This is a genomic window from Vibrio sp. RM-69-4, assembly GCF_024743775.1.
GTDB lineage: Bacteria > Pseudomonadota > Gammaproteobacteria > Enterobacterales > Vibrionaceae > Vibrio > Vibrio anguillarum.
Genome location: NZ_JAMQXI010000008.1, coordinates 1 through 21,499 on the forward strand (window position 1 = coordinate 1; position 21,499 = coordinate 21,499).

23 protein-coding genes are annotated in these 21,499 nt (G+C 46.7%); 14 read left to right on the forward strand and 9 right to left on the reverse strand.

Features of this window, described 5'->3' with window-relative positions; translation table 11 throughout:
* Positions 1-490 precede the first annotated feature (490 nt).
* Entirely contained in the window at positions 491-1,039 is a 549-nt protein-coding gene (locus NB504_RS00675; RefSeq protein WP_013855523.1) for a gamma carbonic anhydrase family protein, read from the forward strand.
* Here the strand turns inward: NB504_RS00675 and NB504_RS00680 are convergent, their stop codons facing one another.
* From NB504_RS00680 to NB504_RS00695, 4 genes are all read right to left on the reverse strand, one after another.
* Positions 1,040-1,306 (reverse strand): DUF1488 domain-containing protein, encoded by a 267-nt coding sequence (locus NB504_RS00680; protein ID WP_010319906.1) that lies wholly within the window; start codon positions 1,304-1,306, stop codon positions 1,040-1,042. It lies immediately after the preceding gene.
* 2 nt (positions 1,307-1,308) lie between these two features.
* Positions 1,309-2,139, reverse strand: coding sequence for a shikimate dehydrogenase (aroE, locus tag NB504_RS00685; RefSeq protein WP_194663573.1), 831 nt, complete (start codon positions 2,137-2,139; stop codon positions 1,309-1,311).
* A gap of 64 nt (positions 2,140-2,203) precedes the next feature.
* The gene (gene hemF / locus NB504_RS00690; RefSeq protein ID WP_258428082.1) at positions 2,204-3,118 is read right to left on the reverse strand and encodes an oxygen-dependent coproporphyrinogen oxidase; all 915 of its coding nucleotides are present in this window, start codon (positions 3,116-3,118) and stop codon (positions 2,204-2,206) included.
* Between the two features lie 20 nt (positions 3,119-3,138).
* The gene (locus NB504_RS00695) at positions 3,139-3,696 is read right to left on the reverse strand and encodes an L-threonylcarbamoyladenylate synthase (RefSeq protein ID WP_017043689.1); all 558 of its coding nucleotides are present in this window, start codon (positions 3,694-3,696) and stop codon (positions 3,139-3,141) included.
* A gap of 200 nt (positions 3,697-3,896) precedes the next feature.
* Between NB504_RS00695 and purE the strand changes: the two genes are divergently transcribed.
* Positions 3,897-4,382, forward strand: a complete 486-nt coding sequence (purE, locus tag NB504_RS00700; protein WP_010319910.1) for a 5-(carboxyamino)imidazole ribonucleotide mutase — start codon at positions 3,897-3,899, stop codon at positions 4,380-4,382.
* Between the two features lie 4 nt (positions 4,383-4,386).
* A complete protein-coding gene (locus tag NB504_RS00705; RefSeq protein WP_258428083.1) occupies positions 4,387-5,526 on the forward strand; it encodes a 5-(carboxyamino)imidazole ribonucleotide synthase in 1,140 nt (379 codons plus the stop codon).
* A gap of 72 nt (positions 5,527-5,598) precedes the next feature.
* On the opposite strand, the gene NB504_RS00710 is transcribed toward NB504_RS00705, so the two are convergent.
* From NB504_RS00710 to NB504_RS00725, 4 genes are read right to left on the reverse strand one after another with little or no spacing between them, the layout of a single operon-like run.
* Positions 5,599-6,171 carry a type I DNA topoisomerase gene (locus tag NB504_RS00710; RefSeq protein ID WP_026027556.1) on the reverse strand — a complete coding sequence of 191 codons (573 nt, stop codon included), beginning with the start codon at positions 6,169-6,171 and terminating at the stop codon, positions 5,599-5,601.
* A gap of 27 nt (positions 6,172-6,198) precedes the next feature.
* Complete coding sequence (locus tag NB504_RS00715; protein WP_013855530.1) at positions 6,199-6,675, reverse strand: DUF494 family protein; 477 nt, start codon at positions 6,673-6,675, stop codon at positions 6,199-6,201.
* Between the two features lie 2 nt (positions 6,676-6,677).
* Complete coding sequence (dprA, locus tag NB504_RS00720; RefSeq protein ID WP_017048702.1) at positions 6,678-7,787, reverse strand: DNA-processing protein DprA; 1,110 nt, start codon at positions 7,785-7,787, stop codon at positions 6,678-6,680.
* Entirely contained in the window at positions 7,787-8,917 is a 1,131-nt protein-coding gene (locus tag NB504_RS00725; RefSeq protein WP_013855533.1) for a LysM peptidoglycan-binding domain-containing protein, read from the reverse strand. Before NB504_RS00725 ends, dprA begins: the two co-directional genes overlap by 1 nt.
* A 140-nt stretch (positions 8,918-9,057) precedes the next feature.
* Here NB504_RS00725 and def point away from each other — a divergent pair, with 140 nt between their 5' ends.
* The 6 genes from def (at position 9,058) to NB504_RS00755 (ending at position 15,327) form a co-directional block, all read left to right on the forward strand.
* Positions 9,058-9,567 carry a peptide deformylase gene (def, locus tag NB504_RS00730; protein WP_038148727.1) on the forward strand — a complete coding sequence of 170 codons (510 nt, stop codon included), beginning with the start codon at positions 9,058-9,060 and terminating at the stop codon, positions 9,565-9,567.
* A gap of 16 nt (positions 9,568-9,583) precedes the next feature.
* A complete protein-coding gene (fmt, locus tag NB504_RS00735) occupies positions 9,584-10,531 on the forward strand; it encodes a methionyl-tRNA formyltransferase (protein ID WP_258428084.1) in 948 nt (315 codons plus the stop codon).
* A 59-nt stretch (positions 10,532-10,590) separates the two neighbouring features.
* Positions 10,591-11,871, forward strand: a complete 1,281-nt coding sequence (gene rsmB, locus NB504_RS00740; protein ID WP_047688083.1) for a 16S rRNA (cytosine(967)-C(5))-methyltransferase RsmB — start codon at positions 10,591-10,593, stop codon at positions 11,869-11,871.
* Between the two features lie 74 nt (positions 11,872-11,945).
* The gene (gene trkA, locus NB504_RS00745; protein ID WP_026027554.1) at positions 11,946-13,322 is read left to right on the forward strand and encodes a Trk system potassium transporter TrkA; all 1,377 of its coding nucleotides are present in this window, start codon (positions 11,946-11,948) and stop codon (positions 13,320-13,322) included.
* A gap of 12 nt (positions 13,323-13,334) precedes the next feature.
* Positions 13,335-14,780, forward strand: a complete 1,446-nt coding sequence (locus NB504_RS00750) for a TrkH family potassium uptake protein (RefSeq protein WP_017043680.1) — start codon at positions 13,335-13,337, stop codon at positions 14,778-14,780.
* A 1-nt stretch (position 14,781) separates the two neighbouring features.
* Positions 14,782-15,327: a DUF3157 family protein gene (locus tag NB504_RS00755; RefSeq protein ID WP_094127373.1), complete on the forward strand. Its 546-nt coding sequence runs from the start codon at positions 14,782-14,784 to the stop codon at positions 15,325-15,327.
* On the opposite strand, the gene NB504_RS00760 is transcribed toward NB504_RS00755, so the two are convergent.
* Complete coding sequence (locus NB504_RS00760) at positions 15,324-15,992, reverse strand: hemolysin III family protein (protein WP_017043678.1); 669 nt, start codon at positions 15,990-15,992, stop codon at positions 15,324-15,326. The genes NB504_RS00755 and NB504_RS00760 overlap by 4 nt on opposite strands.
* Positions 15,993-16,686: 694 nt before the next feature.
* Here NB504_RS00760 and NB504_RS00765 point away from each other — a divergent pair.
* The 5 genes from NB504_RS00765 to NB504_RS00785 all read left to right on the forward strand — a co-directional run bounded on the left by NB504_RS00765 (position 16,687) and on the right by NB504_RS00785 (position 21,498).
* The gene (locus NB504_RS00765) at positions 16,687-16,953 is read left to right on the forward strand and encodes a YihD family protein (RefSeq protein WP_029189868.1); all 267 of its coding nucleotides are present in this window, start codon (positions 16,687-16,689) and stop codon (positions 16,951-16,953) included.
* A 269-nt stretch (positions 16,954-17,222) separates the two neighbouring features.
* Positions 17,223-18,641: a cytochrome c oxidase accessory protein CcoG gene (gene ccoG, locus NB504_RS00770; protein WP_017046352.1), complete on the forward strand. Its 1,419-nt coding sequence runs from the start codon at positions 17,223-17,225 to the stop codon at positions 18,639-18,641.
* 46 nt (positions 18,642-18,687) lie between these two features.
* A complete protein-coding gene (locus NB504_RS00775; RefSeq protein ID WP_026028515.1) occupies positions 18,688-19,674 on the forward strand; it encodes a serine/threonine protein kinase in 987 nt (328 codons plus the stop codon).
* A 30-nt stretch (positions 19,675-19,704) separates the two neighbouring features.
* The gene (locus NB504_RS00780) at positions 19,705-20,304 is read left to right on the forward strand and encodes a thiol:disulfide interchange protein DsbA/DsbL (protein ID WP_026028316.1); all 600 of its coding nucleotides are present in this window, start codon (positions 19,705-19,707) and stop codon (positions 20,302-20,304) included.
* A gap of 234 nt (positions 20,305-20,538) precedes the next feature.
* On the forward strand, positions 20,539-21,498 hold the full coding sequence (locus NB504_RS00785; RefSeq protein WP_017048695.1) for a DUF2860 domain-containing protein: 960 nt from the start codon (positions 20,539-20,541) through the stop codon (positions 21,496-21,498).
* The last annotated feature ends 1 nt before the right edge of the window (position 21,499 follow it).

Sequence of the window (21,499 nt, forward strand, 5' to 3'; positions counted from 1 at the left end):
AAGTAAAAAAGTAATTTTAAAGCTATTGTTGTTCCAACAGAACAACAATGAATTGACTGTGCCAAAATCAAGTAAACTTGATTCTGATTGGTCACTCAGTTCATTGATAAATCTTTTTTGATTATCATCAACGAGTGCCCACACAGATTGATAGGTTTATATTGTTAAAGAGCGTTCTTCTCTGGCTTGCCGAGGCTTCCTTTGAAGAGGCGGCCATTCTAGCGAGATAATGAAAAGTGTCAAACACTTTATTAAATTATTTCGTCTTACCGATTTGACCTACTGATTGGCTGCTCGTTGGGCTTGAACCCTTACTGGCTGTGCCGTGTCAGTGAGGCGGCATTATAGAGATCGCCGTCACGTTGGCAACCCCTTTTTGCTGTTTTTTTTGATTTTCTGTTCGTTGGGATAATTTTTATTCAAAAAGAGTTGTTTTGACGCTATTTCTGTTTAATTTATCTTATGGCGTCAGTTATTAAAGGAGACGAGCATGTCATCAATTCGTAGTTATAAAGGAATATCCCCACAAATCGGACAGCGCGTCTATATAGATAGTAGCTCGGTGTTGGTTGGCGATATTGTTTTAGGCGATGATTCCAGCATATGGCCATTGGTTGCAGCCAGAGGCGATGTAAACCATATTCACATTGGCCAACGTAGCAACATTCAAGATGGCAGCGTACTGCACGTGACTCATAAAAACACCGAAAACCCGGATGGTTTTCCACTTATTATTGGCGATGACGTCACAATTGGCCATAAAGTGATGCTGCATGGTTGCGTAATCCATGATCGAGTCTTAATTGGCATGGGAGCAATTGTGCTCGATGGCGTAGTCGTTGAATCGGAGGTGATGGTTGGAGCTGGCAGTTTAGTGCCACCAAACAAGGTATTGGTTAGCGGCTATCTTTATGTAGGATCCCCAGTGAAACAGATCCGCCCGCTAACAGATAAAGAGCGAGCTTTTTTGCTTAAATCTTCCGACAACTATGTGCAGAACAAAAATGACTATCTTACGAGTGTCAAAGAAAGCCATTAACTAAGCTTTAATCTCTATTTGTCCATCTAAATTGAACGCTTCATCTTCAATCAAGCTTTCAGCAAGCTCTTCAAGGTCAAATCGCCATTGTTCAAAAACTTGAATAGCTTGCTCACCGTTAGTAATCATTTCACCAGACAGATGGCTCAGTACTGACTTGTGTACCGTACACTCGAGCAGAGCTCCCGCGTGTTGAGCAGGAAAAAGTACGCTTTGGCTTGCCGAGTGCCACGTTTGTCGGTCAGGAAATAAAATCGCTTGATTCATGATTAGCCTTCTAGATTTTTTCTCAGTTCTCTCAATATTTGTCGAGAACCCGGCCTGAGTCCGCGCCATAGCATAAAGCTCTCCGCAGCTTGCCCAACCAACATCCCCAAACCATCATAGGCATGAGCGCAATGATGACTTAATGCCCACTGATTGAATGTTGTTAATCCTTTGCCATACATCATGTCATAGGCCACACTGCTCTTACTGAAGATCGTCGGAGCGATGTTTGGCAATTCACCATCCAAGCTGGCCGAGGTCGAGTTAATGATGAGGTCAAAATGTTGATTAATCTCTTCCAACGCGATTGCTTTTACCGCGCCAAAGGGACTAAAAAGCGTGGCGAGCTGCTCGGCTTTTGCAAAGGTACGGTTGGTAATCACGATACTTGCAGGATGCTGATCGAGTAAGGGCTTAATCACGCCGCGCGCCGCGCCGCCAGCACCAATCACTAAAATAGAAGCGTCTCGTAGTGGCACTTGGTACTGAAGCAAATCTTGAACCAGACCTTCTCCATCAGTGTTATCACCGATAATTTCGCCATCATCTAATTTTTTCAGTGTATTGACCGCGCCTGCAAGTTGAGCTCGCTCGGTTAATCGATCCGCAAACTGATACGCTTCTTCTTTAAAAGGCACGGTAATGTTGCACCCTCGGCCACCGGAGGCAAAAAAGGTTTCAGCCGCTTGTTTAAAGCCATCTAGAGCCGCGAGTTGAGCGGTATAGTGCATTTCCTGACTGGTTTGCCGCGCAAAAAGTGTGTGGATCATCGGCGACTTACTGTGCCCAATCGGATTACCAAATACTGCATATTGATCAATGTGCTGAGCCATATCCTTGCCTCTCGATAATTAACAGGGCCACCTCGGCGACCCTATCATTGAAAATGTACCGCTGTCACCACTCCCTCGGCAGCAAGAAGGTGTTTAATTTCGCTTCTGCGCTGCCCTCTTCCGCTTGATAACGATATTGCCAACGAGCTAATGGCGGCATCGACATTAAAATCGATTCCGTTCGACCGCCACTTTGCAAACCAAATAATGTGCCGCGATCATACACTAAGTTGAACTCTACATAGCGACCACGGCGATAAAGTTGAAACTGGCGCTCTCTCTCACCGTACTCCATCGCTTGACGACGTTCAACAATCGGCAAATACGCAGCGGTGTATCCTTTACCGACAGCTTGCATATAAGCAAAACAGCGCTCAAATCCCCAAGCATTTAAATCATCGAAAAATAGGCCACCAATACCGCGCGTTTCATTGCGATGAGGGAGGAAGAAATACTCATCGCACCACGACTTATGTTCGGCATACACTTTTTCACCAAAAGGAACACACAGTGCTTTCGCTGTGGCATGCCATGATTGAGCATCTTCTTCAAACGGATAGAAAGGCGTTAAGTCAAATCCTCCGCCAAACCACCAGATAGGATCTTCGCCTTCTTTTTCAGCGATGAAGAAACGAACATTGGCGTGAGAAGTCGGAACATAGGGATTGTTTGGATGCATCACCAAAGAAACCCCCATCGCTTCAAAATGACGTCCAGCTAATTCAGGGCGATGCGCGGTTGCTAAAGCGGGCATTTGCTGCCCTTGCACATGCGAGAAATTCACGCCGCCTTGTTCAAAAACACGGCCTTCTTTCATCACTCGAGTTCGCCCACCGCCTCCCAAACGCTCACTCGGTTCGCGATGCCATGCATCTTCTTCAAACAGTGCTTGACCATCCGTTTGTTCAAGTTGCTGGCAAATGGAATCTTGCAGCTCAAGCAAAAATTGTTTGACGGCTTGCTTATCAATGGTTGGCATCGCTTACTTCCTTAGCAGGGTTAACCCTGTCTTAATACTTGTGAGGTTTTCGCGTCACGAATTTCACTGGGCTTATTTCGACCACCGGTTTGACCATCTAAAATCGCAACCAGTTGCTCACCCAGTTGCGATTCAACTTCTTCCGTTGTCAGGCAAGGTGCAAGACCACTTAAATTCGCACTGGTCGAGGTTAATGGTTTTCCAAACGCATTGCATAGCTTTTGCACTAAAGGATGATCTGTCACACGTACAGCTATCGAATCAAATTGACCACTTACCCAAGTAGAGACTTTATCACTGGTCGGCATTATCCATGTGACAGGGCCAGGCCAGGTGGCATGTACTCGTGCGAGCTGCTCTGATGTCAACTGGCTCTCATCAATATAAGGAAGCAATTGTTCGTAAGAGGCCGCAATTAAAATCAACCCCTTTTCCACAGGACGCTGCTTGAGCGCTAAGAGCTTCTGAATGGCTTGCGGGTTATCTGGGTCACACCCAACCCCAAACACGCCTTCCGTTGGGTAGGCAATTACTTCACCGTCACGTAGAGCCTGCAAAGTGTGTTCAAAGTTATTCACAAAAACTGTCCATCGGTTTCTTTAATACAGTGCGGCTAAGTGTACAAACTTCGTTGAAAACTGGCTAAAGCTATTTGTTTATAAAATGTATCAATTCCACAATTAAGCTGACGCAAACGTTTTCCTAAGGAAAAAATACTCGTATAATGCGCGCAAATTATCCCGCTCACCCCATTTTTAGAAGTATTAAGGAGTTTGAGATGAAAGTCGGAATTATCATGGGTTCAAAATCCGATTGGCCCACAATGAAGCTAGCTGCTGACATGTTGGATCAATTTGGTGTGGCATACGAAACCAAAGTTGTCTCTGCTCACCGCACACCTCAACTTCTTGCCGATTACGCCACCAGCGCAAGAGAACGCGGCCTTAAAGTCATCATAGCTGGCGCAGGCGGAGCCGCACACCTGCCGGGCATGACGGCAGCGTTTACTAGCTTACCGGTACTTGGCGTTCCCGTTCAGTCAAAGGCACTCAAAGGGATGGACTCTTTACTCTCGATTGTGCAAATGCCAAAAGGGATTGCGGTGGGCACCTTAGCTATTGGAGAAGCAGGCGCGGCCAATGCTGGGTTGCTTGCCGCGCAAATCATCGGCACCAGTGATGAGGCCGTCATGGCAAAAGTGGAAGCATTTCGTTTAGCACAAACTGAAGCGGTGTTGAGCCACCCTAACCCTGCAGAGGATTGATACTATGCACGTTTTAGTCTTGGGCGCTGGGCAACTGGCACGCATGATGGCGCTGGCTGGCGCTCCTCTGAACATTCAAATCTCCGCTTTTGATGTGGGCAGCGGTAACATCGTCCATCCTTTGACATTACACATCACTGGTCATGGTTTAGACAATGCGATCAAACAAGCGGATGTCATTACCGCTGAATTTGAGCATATTCCCCATGAAATTCTCACTGTTTGTGAGCAAAGTGGTAAGTTTCTTCCTAGCGTCGAAGCCATTAAAGCCGGAGGCGATCGCCGTCTTGAAAAAGCGCTACTCGATGAAGCCAACGCAAAAAATGCCCAATACTTTGTGATTAATACTCGTGAAGATTTAGATGCCGCGATAACTAACATCGGCCTGCCTATAGTTCTAAAAAGTGCACTGGGTGGCTATGACGGAAAGGGGCAATGGCGTTTAAAAGAAGCTTCACAAGCAGAGCTCATTTGGCCAGAAATGGAAGCCTGTATCCAAGCCACTCCGACTCAAGCGATAGTGGCAGAGCAGTTTGTCCCCTTTGATCGTGAAGTCTCGTTAGTCGGCGCGCGTGCCAAAGATGGCAGCATCGCGGTTTACCCGCTGGCAGAAAATGTGCATATTAACGGTGTACTGAGTTTATCAACGGCGATAGATGACCCAGCCTTGCAAGAGCAAGCACTGTCGATGTTTACCTCGGTTGCCGCTCGTCTCAATTATGTCGGTGTGCTAGCGCTCGAGTTTTTTGATGTGCAGGGAACATTGTTGGTGAATGAAATTGCACCACGAGTCCATAACTCTGGTCACTGGACACAGCAAGGCGCAGAAACCTGTCAATTTGAGAATCACCTTCGCGCAGTATGTGGCTTACCTTTAGGCAGCACGAAGTTACTTCGCCCAACCGCGATGATTAATATTTTGGGTGAGGACAATTTACCAGAAGCCGTGATGGCGATTGAAGGCTGCCACATTCATTGGTATGGCAAAGAGAAACGTGCTGGGCGCAAAATGGGCCATATTAATGTCAGTGCAGATTACAACGCGCAGTTGCAACGAACGCTCTGTCGCTTGGCTGAAGTGCTTGATGCGACAACGTATCCAGCCTTGCACCATTTTGTTCAAGCGATCAAGCCGACGCTCTAAAACAAACCTAATTGACGATAAATACGGATAAAAAATGGCACGTTCAATGTGCCATTTTCATATGCCGTCACTTTACTCTGTGGCGGATTGAATATGACCACATTTTCGATCAGCACATTGCAGCTTAATACCACTGGCGAGTTTTTTCTCTATCAATAATCCGAACCCACATTTTTCGCATTTACCGGCAACAGGTTGCTGATTAACGGCAAACTTGCATTTAGGGTAATTATCGCAAGCATTAAAAGTTTTACCATGGCGCGTTTTTCGCTCCACTAAATGGCCTTTCAAACATTCAGGGCAAAGCTGTTTTGACTGAGGAACATTGTCTGCAGGGGAATCTGTATCTTGGATATGGTGGCAATGCGGATAATGGCTACACCCGATAAACATGCCATAACGACCTTGGCGTAACACTAATTCATGGCCACACTCTGGGCATGGCACACCCAACTCCTTAACGATATGACCATCATTTTGCTGCAGCGGTTTAATATAGTCACAATTGGGATAATGGTTACAGCCTAAAAACAGCCCATGCTTACCCTGGCGAAGCTGTAATTGGCCACCACATTGCGGACAAGGCTCATGCTGCAGCGCTTGTCCATGCGCAGAAAAAAGGGGGGACTCGGTTTTACGACTCATAATGCTCAACTAAACGAACGGCTGCAATCAATGCAAAATACCTTGATCTTTGGTGTATAGCAGCTCTTCCATAAGCGTGTAAGCATTTTCATTTCCCGGTACATTAAATAGCACCATCAAAATGATCCACTTTAAGTCATCCAATTCAAATTCATTGGTTTCTAAACCCATCACTCGATCAATCACCATTTCACGAATTTCAGGAGTTAATACTTTCACTTGTTCAAGGAACAATAAAAAACCTCGGCTTTCAAGATCCAGCCTGTCCATCTCTTGTGCTGTGTACATCCGCATCGAAGTCGCAGCACTGGTTGCCATCGCTGAATGAGCATCGGTTTGTTGCAATGCCGCAAGCTCTTCTAACCAATTCAGGGCCTTATAGATATCTTTCTGGTGAAAACCGGCTCGAAGCAATTCATCTTCAAGCTCATCTTGATCGACTTGCAAATCTACATCGCTATGGACGTAGGTTTCAAATAGATACATCAATATATCCATCATCATAGCTAACCCTTCCCCTTACGAATATAGCCGCCAGAAACGGCAACAACATGACCTGAAAGCTCAAGTTCTAAAAGCTGCATCATGACTTCATGGACAGGTATATGGGTCCTGCTCGCAAGAATATCAACAGGCGTAGCCTCTACTCCTACGTTAGCTAACAGTTCAGCAAATGGCAATTGCTGATCGCTCTGTACAGAAAATAAATCAGGTTGAGGCTGCTTTTGGCGCAATGACCAGTCTACTAAGGTGCCAATTTCAGATAATACTTGTTCACTGTTTTGCACCAAGCACGCCCCACAACGAATAAGTTGATTACTACCGTGGCAATTTGGGTTAGCAATGGAGCCCGGAATAACAAACACATCTCGCCCTTGCTCAGCCGCATAGCGCGCCGTGATCAACGAGCCACTTTTCTCCGCCGCCTCCACCACTAAAACACCAACCGCTAACCCACTGATAATGCGATTTCGCCGCGGAAAGTTATCTGGCCTTGGTTTGGCTTTGGGACGAAATTCCGAGACTAATGCTCCGCTTTCCATCACCCGTTGCGCTAATTTTTTATGTCGCGCTGGGTAAATAGATTCAAGGCCCGAACCGAGCACGGCTATCGTCTCACCACCCGCTTGCAACGCACCGTCATGAGCATGTCCATCAATACCTAATGCCAAACCACTGGTAACAAGCAAGCCCTGTTGCACAAATTCTCGCGCAAACTGATGAGCAACTCGTTGGCCATCAGGGCTCGCATTACGACTGCCGACGATCGCCATTTGCGGATCAGAGAGTGCTGTTATTCGTCCTTTGACAAATAAAACCGGAGGTGCGGTAGCAATTTCTTTTAGTAAAGAAGGATAACCATCGCAAAATGGAGTAAGGATATGATGAGACTCATTAGCTTGCTGCCAACTTAGGCATTCTTCAACTTCTTGAGGGGCCGTCTCGCGCAGATAACGGATTTGATCTTGAACTAGACCCAACGCGGCTAACTCCCGCTCGGAATAGTCAATTAAATGAGCAAGAGAAGCGACGCTAGCAAGACGAGAAAGTTTCTTGCCACCCAATTTTGGCACAAAGCTGAATGCTAGCCACGCCGCTAATTCGTTCTGCTCCATCAGCTTGCGGTATCATCCTTAACCACCGAGTCCGTATCGGCTTGTTCATTTGGCTCGATTGTTAGCTCTGGTTTGAGCGGCGAAACCGCGATTACACTTTTACCAATCGGCACGAGGCTATCGGTAATCAAAGCCAAACTAAAATGTTCATAAGGTCGAATGACCATCAAACTGCCCACCAAGCTGCTTGGTAATTGCAGGGTTTCATCAAGGTTCTGTTGGTGCTGTCCTTTCTTTCCAGACACTTTAGAACCGGCTTGAATCAAATCAAACATCGTCCCTTGACGCAGTTGATCTGCAAGGCCTTTATCGATCACAACTACCTGATTCTGCGCCGAATACTCACTACCCTCCAACGATCCGAGGATATGCGTTTCAGCTTGTAGTCGCGATGGCGATGGGAAAAAAGTGGTTGAAAGCGTTAAGGTTTCGACGCCCACTTCAGGTAGGGCAATATCATTGACTCTTATCTCTTGTTGCTGTGCGGTGATGGTTAGCCCGCTAAAAGCCTCATCGGCGGAGACCAATTCACCAGAAGCAATCAAACGCAAAGCAACCATAGTTTTATTTTTCGCGGCGGCATCATGACGAGAAAACTCAGCGATTTCACGATAAATACCCCATTTGGGGTGAGTCTGTTGCCCGCTTATGTAGAGCGTATCTTGCGCCGTCAGGTATTGTTTACCGTCGCTGGCACCGAGCACACGCTGGCTTTCTTGTAATGTTTGCTTATCCAGTAAGCGATCCGTATACAGATACGGCAACACTAATCCCTCTTGCACCGTCGGAACCGCTTTTTTCTCAAGCACACGCACTTTCGGACTCAACTTGACCATAGGTTTTAAACTCAACACCGGCTGTCCGTTACGCCAGACTAAGGTCAGCTTATCGCCGGGATAAATCAAATGCGGGTTATCGATCTCTGGGTTAATTTGCCATAAACGTGGCCACAACCACGGGTTATCAAGATAGAGCGCAGAAATATCCCACAAGGTATCTCCTTTGACGACCGTGTATGTCTGCGGGGCATTTGCTTTGACGGTGAGCGCCATATCCTCCGCCGCCAACGCATTAACGACCAATGACAACGGTAAAAAAACACACACTAAATAACGAATAAATCGTGACATGACCTCTGTTCCTTGGCCGAAATAAGTAAGGATGAATCAGATTATTAACATTTGGATGCTGTCATTTGGGTCATAAAATGTCTAGAATTGAGCCAACAAGCTTTAAGCTGTTTCGGCACAGTTCAACATTTCGAGTGTATATGTCTGTATTACAAGTATTAACATTCCCAGATGATCGTCTTCGTACCGTTGCAAAACCGGTAGAGAAAGTAACACCTGAGATCCAAAAAATCGTCGATGACATGATTGAGACTATGTACGACGAGGACGGTATCGGCCTTGCCGCAACGCAAGTCGATATTCACCAACGCATCGTTGTGATCGATATTTCAGAGAGTCGCGACCAGCCAATGGTTCTGATTAACCCTGAAATTTTAGAGAAACGCGGTGAAGATGGCATTGAAGAAGGCTGTCTGTCGGTCCCGGGCTCACGCGCCCTTGTTCCTCGCGCAGCAGAAGTCACAGTCAAAGCGTTAGATCGTGATGGCAACGAATTCTCATTTGAAGCGGATGACCTTTTAGCCATTTGTGTTCAACACGAGCTTGATCACTTACAAGGCAAACTGTTTGTGGATTACCTTTCGCCATTAAAGCGTAAGCGTATTAGAGATAAGCTAGAGAAAATCAAACGCTATAACGAAAAAAACTAACTTAAGTGAGGTTACCTTGAGCCAATCATTACGCATTGTGTTTGCAGGTACTCCGGACTTCGCCGCCCGTCATTTGGCGGCGTTGTTGTCTTCGGAGCATGAGGTTATCGCGGTGTACACTAAACCCGACAGCCCGGCAGGGCGCGGTAAAAAACTGACCGCCAGCCCAGTGAAACAGATGGCCGTTGAGCACAATATTGCTGTGTATCAACCAGAGAACTTTAAGAGCGACGAAGCCAAGCAAGCGCTCGCCGATCTCAACGCAGATTTAATGGTAGTGGTCGCCTACGGATTACTGCTACCGAAGGCCGTACTTGATATGCCAAGGCTTGGCTGTATTAACGTACACGGTTCCATTCTGCCACGGTGGCGTGGTGCCGCACCGATCCAACGCTCGATCTGGGCGGGAGACAGTGAAACGGGTGTAACCATCATGCAAATGGATGTCGGCCTAGATACGGGCGATATGCTCAAAATTGCTAAGCTGCCGATTGAGGCAACAGACACCAGCGCTTCTATGTATAACAAACTGGCCGAGTTAGGCCCACAAGCGTTGGTAGAATGCATCGCCGATATCGCCAGTGGCAAAGCGATTGCCACTCAACAAGATGATACATTGGCTAACTACGCACAAAAACTTAGCAAAGAAGAAGCCAAAATCGATTGGTCAGCGGATGCTGCTTTTATTGAACGCTGCGTGCGTGCTTTTAATCCATGGCCAATGAGCCATTTTGATGTGGCTGAGAACAGCATTAAAGTATGGCAAAGTCGCGTTGAAGCACAAACCAGCGACCACCCTGCAGGCACGATTGTTCAAGCCGATAAATCGGGTATTTATGTGGCAACCGGCAACGGCTTACTGGTGCTTGAGCAGTTGCAGGTGCAGGGCAAAAAAGCGATGTCAGTGCAAGACATTCTCAATTCGCGCGCAAGCTGGTTTGAAGTCGGCACACAACTTAGCTAAACCTTAACGAGGGCAGAGATGCCCTCATTGATTTTCATTTATTTAAAGTCGGTACTTCTATGAATGTTCGCGCAGCTGCGGCTAACGTGTTGTTTCAAGTGGTTGATAAAGGCCACTCACTTTCTCACGCACTTCCTGCGGCGCAAAAAACCATCCGCCCAAGAGACCATGCTCTGTTGCAAGAGATCTGCTACGGGGCTTTGCGTTATTTGCCTCGTTTGGAATCAATTGCCAATGAGCTAATGGACAACCCACTGAAAGGGAAAAAGCGGGTTTTTCACCATCTTATTTTAGTTGGTATCTACCAGTTGAGCTTTATGCGCATTCCCGCTCACGCCGCAGTAGCCGAGACGGTTGAAGGCACCAAAACATTGCGCGGTGAAAATTTAGGTGGGCTAATCAACGCCGTATTGCGCAGCTACTTGCGCGATCAAGAAGCACTGGACGCTATCGCCGTTAGCCACAACGCAGGCAAATATGGCCACCCAAGTTGGCTACTTAAACTGTTACAACAAGCGTACCCAGAACAGTGGGAAACGGTTGTGCAAGCCAACAATCAAAAAGCGCCAATGTGGTTGCGCGTCAACCGTCAGCACCACACTCGTGATGAATATCTTGCACTACTAGCTAGCGAAAATATCGAGTGCAGCGTGCACTCTCACGCCGCCGACGCAATAAAACTCGCTGCACCTTGCGATGTAACGCTTTTACCCGGTTTTGATCGTGGTTGGGTATCGGTGCAAGATGCCGCTGCGCAGCTAGCGATTGACTACCTTCAACCTAAAGCAGGCGAGCTGATTTTAGATTGCTGCGCCGCCCCCGGGGGTAAAACCGCGCACATTCTGGAGCACACACACGATACTGAAGTGGTTGCGATTGACAGCGATGCAACCCGCCTTGAACGCGTCTATGACAACTTGGAACGCCTGCAACTTCGCGCTGATGTGATCTGCGGTGATGCTCGTTACCCTGAAGAGTGGTGGCATGGCGAACAGTTTGACCGAATTTTATTAGATGCACCTTGCTCTGCCACTGGGGTTATTCGCCGTCATCCAGACATCAAATGGCTACGTCGTGGTAGCGATATTGAGGCATTGGCTCAATTACAAAGCGAAATACTGGACGCAATGTGGAAGCAATTAAAAGTCGGTGGCACTATGGTTTACGCAACCTGCTCGATCACTCCACAAGAAAACAGCTTGCAGGTCAAAGCCTTCTTAGAACGAACTCATAACGCTCAATTAGTGGGTTCCGATCGTGAGCAGCCGGGGCGTCAGATACTCCCCGGAGAAGAAGATATGGACGGTTTTTACTACGCAGTATTAACCAAACAAGCGTAAATTCGACGCACATTGGCAGCATTATTGCTGCCTTTTCAGTGGCCGATATTCGGCAGGTAGAAAGAGAACAGAGTATGAAAATCATTATTCTTGGTGCAGGTCAGGTCGGTGGCACACTGGCCGAAAACTTGGTCGGCGAGAACAATGACATCACCATTGTCGACAAAAATAGTGACCGCTTGCGCGAGCTGCAAGACAAGTACGATTTGCGGGTGATTCATGGCCACGCCAGCCACCCTGATGTACTGCGTGAAGCGGGCGCACAGGACGCGGACATGCTGGTTGCGGTCACTAATACCGACGAAACCAACATGGCGGCATGCCAGGTGGCGTTCTCTTTGTTTAATACGCCCAACCGAATTGCGCGTATTCGTTCTCCTGAATATCTGCTTGAAAAAGAGACTTTGTTTCAGTCAGGCGCGATCCCGGTGGATCACCTCATCGCTCCTGAAGAGCTAGTGACGAGCTATATTGAACGGTTGATCCAATACCCCGGCGCACTGCAAGTAGTGAGTTTTGCCGAAGAGAAAGTGAGCCTAGTGGCTGTGAAAGCTTACTACGGCGGGCCATTGGTGGGTAATGCTCTTTCAGCGCTACGTGAACACATGCCGCACATTGATACCCGCGTCGCGGCTATTTTCCGCCAAGGTCGGCCGATTCGCCCGCAAGGCACCACCATTATTGAAGCTGACGATGAAGTGTTCTTCGTGGCAGCCAGTAATCATATTCGCTCGGTCATGAGTGAGCTACAGCGGCTGGAAAAAACCTATCGCCGTATCATGATTGTTGGCGGGGGTAACATTGGGGCAAGCTTAGCCAAACGTTTAGAGCACAGCTACAGCGTTAAACTGATTGAGCGTAATTACCCACGTGCAGAGCAGTTATCGGAAGAGTTAGAAAACACCATAGTATTTTGTGGTGATGCGGCGGACCAAGAGCTGCTAGCCGAAGAGAACATCGACCAAGTCGATGTATTTATTGCGCTCACCAACGAAGATGAAACCAACATCATGTCCGCCATGCTCGCCAAGCGTATGGGCGCGAAAAAAGTGATGGTACTTATCCAGCGTGGCGCGTATGTCGATCTCGTACAAGGCGGCGTGATTGATGTCGCGATTTCACCCCAACAAGCCACCATTTCCGCACTGCTGACTCACGTACGTCGTGCCGATATCGTTAACGTCTCTTCGCTACGCCGTGGCGCGGCAGAGGCGATTGAGGCAATTGCACATGGCGACCAAAACACCTCTAAAGTGGTGGGACGCGCAGTGGGTGATATTAAACTGCCACCGGGCACAACCATTGGCGCGATTGTGCGTGGTGAAGAAGTGTTAATCGCCCATGACCGCACTATTATCGAGCAAGATGATCACGTGGTGATGTTCTTAGTGGATAAAAAGTACGTGCCCGATGTGGAAGCCTTGTTCCAACCTAGCCCATTTTTCCTATAGGTCATTGGCGTCATGCTGAATTTACGCCCCATTTCATTCGTTATAGGACTCGTGCTGTCTAAGCTCGCCCTATTTATGTATGTGCCGACACTGGTTGCTTTTTTTACCGGTACGGGTGGCTTCCTTGATTTTGCTCAAGCGGTCATCATCACTCATATTGTCGCCTTTATCTGCTTAAGCTTGGGGCGTACCGCGCACTTTAAGCTCAGCGTGCGCGATATGTTTCTCATCACCAGCTTAGTTTGGACGGTTGCTAGCGCTTTCGCGGCGCTCCCTTTCGTCTTTATCAACCACATCAGCTTTACCGACGCCTACTTTGAAACCATGTCAGGGCTAACCACCACAGGTTCAACTGTACTCAGTGGCCTTGATAATATGCCGCCCAGCATCTTGTTGTGGCGCTCTATCCTGCAATGGCTTGGTGGGGTTGGGTTTATCGTAATGGCGGTAGCGGTATTACCAATGCTCAATGTGGGTGGGATGAAATTGTTCCAAACCGAATCGTCTGATTGGTCCGATAAAAGTAGCCCACGCGCCAAAACTGTCGCGAAAAATATTGTGCTGGTCTATTTGGTACTGACCTTACTGTGCTTGATTGGTTATATCCTCACTGGCATGACGCTTTTTGAAGCGATCAACCACTCATTTACCACCTTGTCGACTGGTGGATATTCTACCTCCGACGGTTCGATGAACCACTTCTCAAACGGTGCACATTGGGTAGCAACGCTGTTTATGTTTTTGGGGGGCTTGCCCTTTCTACTGTTTGTCGCTGCGGCCCGAAAACAAAATATCAAAGTGATCATAAAAGACGCACAAGTTCGCGGATTTGCTTATCTTTTCCTAATTGCCAGTCTCATCATTGCGTTGTGGCTGAATCTCAAACTAGGCTACTACTGGTTGGACGCTCTGCGAGTGGCGATGTTTAATATCGTTTCAGTGGTCACGACTACTGGTTTTGGTTTGGAAGATTTCACCGCTTGGGGCGCACTGCCAAGCACGCTGTTCATCTTCTTAATGGCAGCAGGAGCTTGTTCCGGCTCAACCTCTGGTGGGATTAAAGTGTTCCGCTTCCAAATTGCGATGACGCTGCTCAATAAACAAATTATGAAGTTAGTCCATCCATCAGGCATCTTCGTACAGCGCTATAATCATCGTCCAGTTAATGATGATATTGTCCGCTCAGTCGTTGCTTTTGGTTTGACCTTTTTTATCACTGTCATTGCTATCGCAGGCGCGCTCAGTGCAATGGGCCTTGATCCTGTCACCAGCATTTCAGGTTCCATCACCGCAGTGGCCAACGTTGGTCCCGGAATGGGCTCGGTGATTGGTCCAACGGGCAACTTCGCACCACTGCCTGACGCAGCAAAGTGGGTTCTGAGCTTAGGGATGTTGATGGGGCGTTTAGAAATTTTGACGATTATCGTTCTGTTTTTCCCTGCATTTTGGCGACGTTAAGATGAAGACAATACCTGTGATAATGATGCTGTTAAGCATGACAGCAAGCGCCGTATCTTGCGCGCAAGTTCTGACCTTAGAAGATGGCCGCCAGGTGAAACTCAATGATGATTTCACATGGCAATATGTTGAACCGCAATCAATGTCGCCGGAAACCGTCATTCACGCGGCCCCTATTGCTCAAAAAGCCCGAGCAACCACCTTTGAGATGGAGAGTGAAAAACCGATTTTACAACTGTCAGATTCTGGAGTGGAAGTAGTACTCGGCGCGGCTTACTACCAAGGAGATACACTCGTTATCCCAACAGCCATCACCAATCAAAGCTCGCAATCTGTCATTGCGGTAGTGCTCAGCATCACTCTTTATGACGAGCAAGGTCAACCACTGCTCACTCAGCAGTTACCCATTTGGCAATCCATTAAACGGATGGCTGATAGCTATTTACGCCCACAAACTCAAGCGCAAGGAAAGCCGATTACCCTTCAGGTTGATCGCCAGCAAGGCTATCAAATTTCGGCCAACATTGAGCGGGTCGAAATGCGTTAAGCACTTACTGGGTGAACAAAAAGGTAAACCGCAAAAAAGTGACAAGCACTGCCACCTAGCACGAATAAATGCCAAATCGCATGGTTATAGGGAATGCGTTTCGCTACATAAAAAATCACCCCGAGCGAATAGACCAAACCACCAACAGCAAGTAGCACCAAACCACCGACCTCGATATTGAGGGCCAGTTGGTAGATCACAACCAAGGATAACCACCCCATCGCCAAATAAGTCACTAGTGAGAACTTTTTAAAACGATAGACAAAGGCAATTTTCATGATGATACCGAGCAGCGCCAGCAGCCAGATCACCACCATAAGACCTATCGCCAAAGGAGTGCGAAGGCTAACCAACAAAAAGGGGGTGTAACTTCCGGCAATCAGTAGATAAATGGCACAGTGGTCGAACGTTTTTAGCCAGCGTTTGGCTTTCGGTGTCGCAACGGAGTGATACAGCGTTGAAGCAAGGAATAACGCTATCATGCTGCCACCATAGAGACTCATGCTGATATAAGTCAATGCATCGGCCTGCGCACTTGTTGCCTTGATCAGCAGCAAGACTAAACCAACAAAACTAAGCAATAGCCCCAAACCATGACTCAGTGCATTCGCCCGTTCTTCACCTGCACCATAGCCATCATTGTCAACAGCAGACATAAACACCATACCAAAAGCAACAAAATGTGGGCTTAGTATTACACACTTCAGCTTACAGTTGTAAGCCTAAATGCAGATTTCGTAACGAACGGCAAGGAGAGCGATAAATCGCGAGTTTTTGTAAACGACATAGGTACCTCCTATTTAACAAAACGCGATGTAATGCCGATCAGATGACAAACTCAATCAAGCATCTCACACAATTTTAAGCTTTATTTGCAAGAATATTCATCTCAACAATCGTTCAACTATCGATCAATTCAAAACTTGGTGCTAATCTAACTACGATATGAAAGCATATCGTTATTCCTGAATCATTATTTGGATTGGCGAGAGCCAGAAGAGCCACCCTTCAATTATGAAGCTCAACTCATGGTGATTCAGGCCATTAGATTGGCAATGGATGTGCCTGACCGTTAGGTTAATGAATGCGCCCAACAGCTGTCAGGTTTTCGCACACAAACCGTAGTGCAATGCGTCGTCGTAGTGGTTTTGCTGCTGCTCCGACTACAAAAAAAGTCGCTCCAGCAATGACTTTAGTTGAAAAAAATGCCCTTACTGCATCGAGCACAACTAATGTTGTTCAGGCAGCATAATTAAAAAGCGCAGCTAAACCCTGCGCTTTTTCTTTGCGCTCAATTGGACTTCAATCCGCAATTTGATACCTTTACTCAAAATACTTATAAAAATTGGGGAAAAGAGAATGCAATGTCATCGAATTGAAGAGCTAATTGAACTACTTGCGCCTGAATGGCAAAAAGATCAGCAGCTCAACTTAATGCAATTCATCACCAAACTGGCTCAAGAAGCGGGTTATAAAGGACCATTAGAAGCGCTTACAGATGATGTATTGATCTACCATCTAAAAATGCGCAACAGCGCCAAAGACGAAATGATTCCAGGCCTGAAGAAAGATCAGGAAGATGATTTTAAAACAGCCATTTTACGCGCGCGTGGCATCATAAAATGATGTAGCCCCTGTGATAGTGATCAAGATAGCGGCCTTATTAGGTCGCTTTTTTATTATTAGCGATAAGCCTCACGAGTTGAGGCTTTATTGTTAAAGGTTGATAGTGTTAAAGAAATAAAATTGTTATTGGCGTTATACTTGCCGCTTAATAAATAAAGATTGAACAATGATAATTTCTCATCTTGGTATTGTACCCAAAGAGAAAACAGCAATGTCGCAGAGTGTGAACTAAAAGAAATCACACCTTACAGCCCAACAAGGATCATTTCATGAGTCAGGACAAAATCGATATAAAGGATGTGACTCCTAAAATATTCAACCCCAAAACTCACAAAGGCAACGGTGACCGTTTTAACCCTAGCAACCGTATTTATGTGCGCGAAAGTAAAGGTACTTATCAACAACTCCGCCGCTATGGTGGCTGGTTTTTACTGCTGCTTTTTACTTTAGTACCGTGGATCTCTTATGGTGATCGCCAAGCGATTTTGCTCGACATCGGCCACCAGCAATTTAACTTTTTCGGCACCACACTTTACCCACAAGACCTAACTCTATTGGCCCTGTTGTTTATGATTGCGGCATTCGGCCTGTTTTTTATTACCACTTTTCTTGGCCGTGTCTGGTGTGGCTATCTGTGCCCGCAAACTGTGTGGACATTTATCTACATTTGGTTTGAAGAAAAACTCGAAGGCGCCGCCAATAAACGCCGCAAGCAAGACTCAGGAAAACTCACAGCTAATCTTGCTATAAGAAAAGCCATCAAACACATTGCTTGGCTGGCGATTGCACTCGGTACTGGTTTTACTTTTGTCGGCTATTTCGTCCCGGTACGCGAACTCGTGGTGAACTTTTTCACACTCGATGAAAGTTTCTGGCCCGTCTTCTGGGTACTCTTTTTCACCCTTTGTACTTACGGAAATGCAGGCTGGATGCGTTCGATCGTCTGCATCCATATGTGTCCTTATGCTCGCTTTCAGTCTGCGATGTTTGACAAAGATACCTTTATTGTTGGCTATGACAGCAAACGCGGTGAAACTCGTGGGCCACGCGCTCGTAAAGCCGATCACAAAGCACTCGGTTTAGGTGACTGCATTGATTGTGATTTGTGCGTACAAGTGTGTCCGACTGGCATCGATATTCGTGATGGCTTGCAGTACGAATGCATTAACTGCGGCGCTTGTATTGATGCGTGCGATACCACCATGGAACGTATGGGCTATGAAAAAGGGCTCATCAGCTATACCACGGAGCACCGCCTCTCCGGCCACCACACCAAAATACTCAGGCCTAAATTACTCGGTTATGGCACGGTACTGCTGGTGATGTTTGGCTTATTCATCGCTCAAGTAGCCAGCGTTGATCCGGTCGGCTTAAGTGTATTGCGTGATAGAAACCAGCTATTTAAAACCAACAGCAATGGTGAAATTGAGAACACTTACACCTTGAAAGTCATCAACAAAACTCAGCAAACGCAAGAGTATAAGCTTGACGTGAAAGGGCTATCGGACGTCTCTTGGTATGGTAAACAAACCATTCAAGTCAAACCAGGAGAGGTATTGAACCTACCAACCAGCCTTGGCGTCGCTCCTGACAAACTCAGCTCTCCTATAGCGACGATTCAGTTTATACTCACGGACAGTAACCAATTCACGATAGAAGTTGAGAGCCGGTTTATTAATAAACTCTAACTTCGTAACGAATGGAAAAGGGCTCAGTAATGGGCCCTTTTTAATCATGACCAAAGCTTCTTTCCATTTTGATGCACTCACCCCTGATACCATGTGGTATGCCTTAGAAAGCATCGGCATTCGTGCTGAATCAGGATTTCTGGCACTCAACAGTTACGAAAACCGCGTTTATCAATTCATCGATGAAGAACGCCAACGCTATGTGGTGAAATTCTATCGACCTCAGCGCTGGAGTGTTGAGCAAATTCAAGAGGAGCACGATTTTACACGCGAGCTGTACGCGGCGGAAATTCCGATTGCTGAGCCATTACTCATCAACGGTGCAACCTTACATCACTATCAGGGCTATCATTTCGCGCTGTTTAACAGTGTGGGTGGGCGGCAGTTTGAAGTGGACAATATGGACCAATTAGAAGGCGTGGGCCGATTTCTTGGACGCATTCATCACATCAGTGCCACTCGTACATTTGTTCATCGCCCGACCATCAGCTTAGATGAGTATCTTTATCAACCCAAACAGCTATTGGAAAATGCGTCCTTTATACCTCAGCACTTGCAAAATACCTTTTTCAGTGACTTATCGTTATTGATCAACAAAATTGAACAGCAATGGCCAGCAAAATCCGCGGCCATCCGCTTGCATGGTGATTGCCATCCAGGCAATATTTTGTGGCGAGATGGGCCTATGTTTGTCGATTTAGACGATGCTCGCAATGGACCAGCAGTACAGGATTTGTGGATGCTACTCAATGGCGAATTGCAAGATAAGCGAATGCAGTTGGACATTATCTTAGAGTCGTATCAAGAGTTTCACGATTTTAATCCAGCCGAATTGAAACTAATTGAACCGTTACGCGGTCTACGAATGGTGCATTACATGGCATGGTTGGCCAAACGATGGCAGGACCCTGCTTTTCCACTCGCCTTCCCTTGGTTTAATGACCCTAAATATTGGGAAAGCCAAGTGCTTGCGTTTAAAGAACAAATAGCAGCATTAGACGAGCCTACGCTCTCACTAATGCCACAATGGTAAGTCACCTTGAAGCAATAAATGGAGTACACAATGAAGAAGCTTTTTGCACTGGTTGCAACCTTACTGCTGAGCTTATCGGCTCATGCAGCCCAATTTAAAGAAGGTGAGCATTATAAAGTGCTTGATCTTGAACCCTCTAAAAATCCAACCGTGACGGAGTTTTTCTCCTTTTACTGCCCACACTGCAATACCTTTGAGCCGATCATCGCCCAACTGAAAAAGCAGCTCCCACAAGGGGTTACTCTGCAGAAAAACCATGTTTCTTTTATGGGTGGCTCTATGGGTAAATCAATGAGTAAAGCTTACGCCACCATGCTTGCCCTCAAAGTTGAAGACAAAATGGTGCCCGTGATGTTTAACCGCATCCACACGATGCGTAAACCACCAAGAGATGATGCGGATCTACGCCAAATCTTCCTAGACGAAGGTATTGATGCAGCAAAATTTGATGCCGCCTTTAATGGTTTTGCCGTCGATTCAATGGTGCGCCGCTTTGATAAACAGTTCCAAGAAAGCGGCCTTTCAGGTGTGCCTGCTGTCGTGGTTAACAATCATTATTTGGTGCAGGGACAAGGTGTTAAATCGACCAATGAATACTTCGAACTGGTCAATTACCTACTGACCAAGTAATCATTCCCAAATGAGGAGCACAACGGCTCCTCATTTTTACTTAATCAAGTTCAACCTTGCAGCGCTTTCTCATACAACCAATCTTGAAACACAAGCCATCGCAGCACAAAACTGTGTATGCCTAAGACAAAGCTCACCCTTCATTCATAAAACGGTCAGATTAGTTTTATCGTGTCGTCATCCAAGTTTATTCATATACTTAACCACTATTGAATCAAAGTATGGAAACTCCTAATGAATAAATACCTGTCCATGACGCTTGTTAGCGCTCTGGCTTTTCATGTATCTGCCGAACTGGCTCCAGAAACAGGTTTAAGTGGTGAGATTGCCATTAATACTATTTTTGCATCTTCCCAATCATCGTTTGATACGGGTGGAGATGAGCGTATTACATCACTCGAAACAAAGAGTAGCCGGCAGTCAAACTTTGCCGTTGGGCCTTTGGGTAACCTTGCTTACACCTTCGGGGACAAACGTCAACAACAGGTTTATCTAGGCACCTCACGTGATGATATTGCCGTAGGCACTTTAGCGCTTCAGCTGGGGTATCAATATGAGATGGAGACAGGTACCGTGGTTGATGTGGCTTTTTTACCGACCGTGATGTCTGGAAAAACCTGGGCTAACCCTTACCAACTAAACAGTCAGCGCCAAGAAACCGATGAGTCAGGAAATGCCTACCGATTAACATTCAATAGTATTCAAGGCAGCCCATGGACTATCGATGTCGCTTACGCGACCAAAGAGATCGACAACGATCAGTTTCCAAGCCCTGAACTGGCTCGTGATGGTAAAAGTTACTACCTAAAAGGGCAGTACCGTTACTCTCTGAGCCCAACCAGTTTGTTACAGCCCTCCATCACTTATATCAACCACCAAGCGGATGGCGACGCCAATACTCATCACTCTTACGCCGCCGATCTCTCCTACTTCACGTTTATCAATCGCCATAAACTGGCGCTGACCGCTGGTTATACCAAGCGCGACTATCAAGGTGGAAATTCACTGTTTAATCACACTGTGCGTAATGACGATGAACTGAGCCTATTCTTCGCGTACGAATACAGCCAATTTATGGATTGGGATGATTGGTCATTAATCGCTTTAGCCGGTTATAACCAATCGAGCTCAAACCTCTCGTTTTACGACGAATCGTCTCTCTTTACAGCGCTAGGGTTAAATTACCAATTTTAAG

Bases quoted from the DNA above. Each gene is read 5' to 3' on its own strand.
- NB504_RS00785 (WP_017048695.1), top strand. From the start codon at position 20,539: ATGAATAAATACCTGTCCATGACGCTTGTTAGCGCTCTGGCTTTTCAT.
- NB504_RS00705 (WP_258428083.1), top strand. From the start codon at position 4,387: ATGCACGTTTTAGTCTTGGGCGCTGGGCAACTGGCACGCATGATGGCG.
- dprA (WP_017048702.1), bottom strand. From the start codon at position 7,787: ATGGAGCAGAACGAATTAGCGGCGTGGCTAGCATTCAGCTTTGTGCCA.
- NB504_RS00755 (WP_094127373.1), top strand. From the start codon at position 14,782: ATGAAGACAATACCTGTGATAATGATGCTGTTAAGCATGACAGCAAGC.
- purE (WP_010319910.1), top strand. From the start codon at position 3,897: ATGAAAGTCGGAATTATCATGGGTTCAAAATCCGATTGGCCCACAATG.
- NB504_RS00760 (WP_017043678.1), bottom strand. From the start codon at position 15,992: ATGGTGTTTATGTCTGCTGTTGACAATGATGGCTATGGTGCAGGTGAA.
- NB504_RS00680 (WP_010319906.1), bottom strand. From the start codon at position 1,306: ATGAATCAAGCGATTTTATTTCCTGACCGACAAACGTGGCACTCGGCA.
- rsmB (WP_047688083.1), top strand. From the start codon at position 10,591: ATGAATGTTCGCGCAGCTGCGGCTAACGTGTTGTTTCAAGTGGTTGAT.
- NB504_RS00765 (WP_029189868.1), top strand. From the start codon at position 16,687: ATGCAATGTCATCGAATTGAAGAGCTAATTGAACTACTTGCGCCTGAA.
- NB504_RS00750 (WP_017043680.1), top strand. From the start codon at position 13,335: ATGCTGAATTTACGCCCCATTTCATTCGTTATAGGACTCGTGCTGTCT.
- hemF (WP_258428082.1), bottom strand. From the start codon at position 3,118: ATGCCAACCATTGATAAGCAAGCCGTCAAACAATTTTTGCTTGAGCTG.
- NB504_RS00675 (WP_013855523.1), top strand. From the start codon at position 491: ATGTCATCAATTCGTAGTTATAAAGGAATATCCCCACAAATCGGACAG.
- NB504_RS00715 (WP_013855530.1), bottom strand. From the start codon at position 6,675: ATGATGATGGATATATTGATGTATCTATTTGAAACCTACGTCCATAGC.
- NB504_RS00775 (WP_026028515.1), top strand. From the start codon at position 18,688: ATGACCAAAGCTTCTTTCCATTTTGATGCACTCACCCCTGATACCATG.
- ccoG (WP_017046352.1), top strand. From the start codon at position 17,223: ATGAGTCAGGACAAAATCGATATAAAGGATGTGACTCCTAAAATATTC.
- NB504_RS00780 (WP_026028316.1), top strand. From the start codon at position 19,705: ATGAAGAAGCTTTTTGCACTGGTTGCAACCTTACTGCTGAGCTTATCG.
- NB504_RS00710 (WP_026027556.1), bottom strand. From the start codon at position 6,171: ATGAGTCGTAAAACCGAGTCCCCCCTTTTTTCTGCGCATGGACAAGCG.
- def (WP_038148727.1), top strand. From the start codon at position 9,058: ATGTCTGTATTACAAGTATTAACATTCCCAGATGATCGTCTTCGTACC.
- trkA (WP_026027554.1), top strand. From the start codon at position 11,946: ATGAAAATCATTATTCTTGGTGCAGGTCAGGTCGGTGGCACACTGGCC.
- aroE (WP_194663573.1), bottom strand. From the start codon at position 2,139: ATGGCTCAGCACATTGATCAATATGCAGTATTTGGTAATCCGATTGGG.
- NB504_RS00725 (WP_013855533.1), bottom strand. From the start codon at position 8,917: ATGTCACGATTTATTCGTTATTTAGTGTGTGTTTTTTTACCGTTGTCA.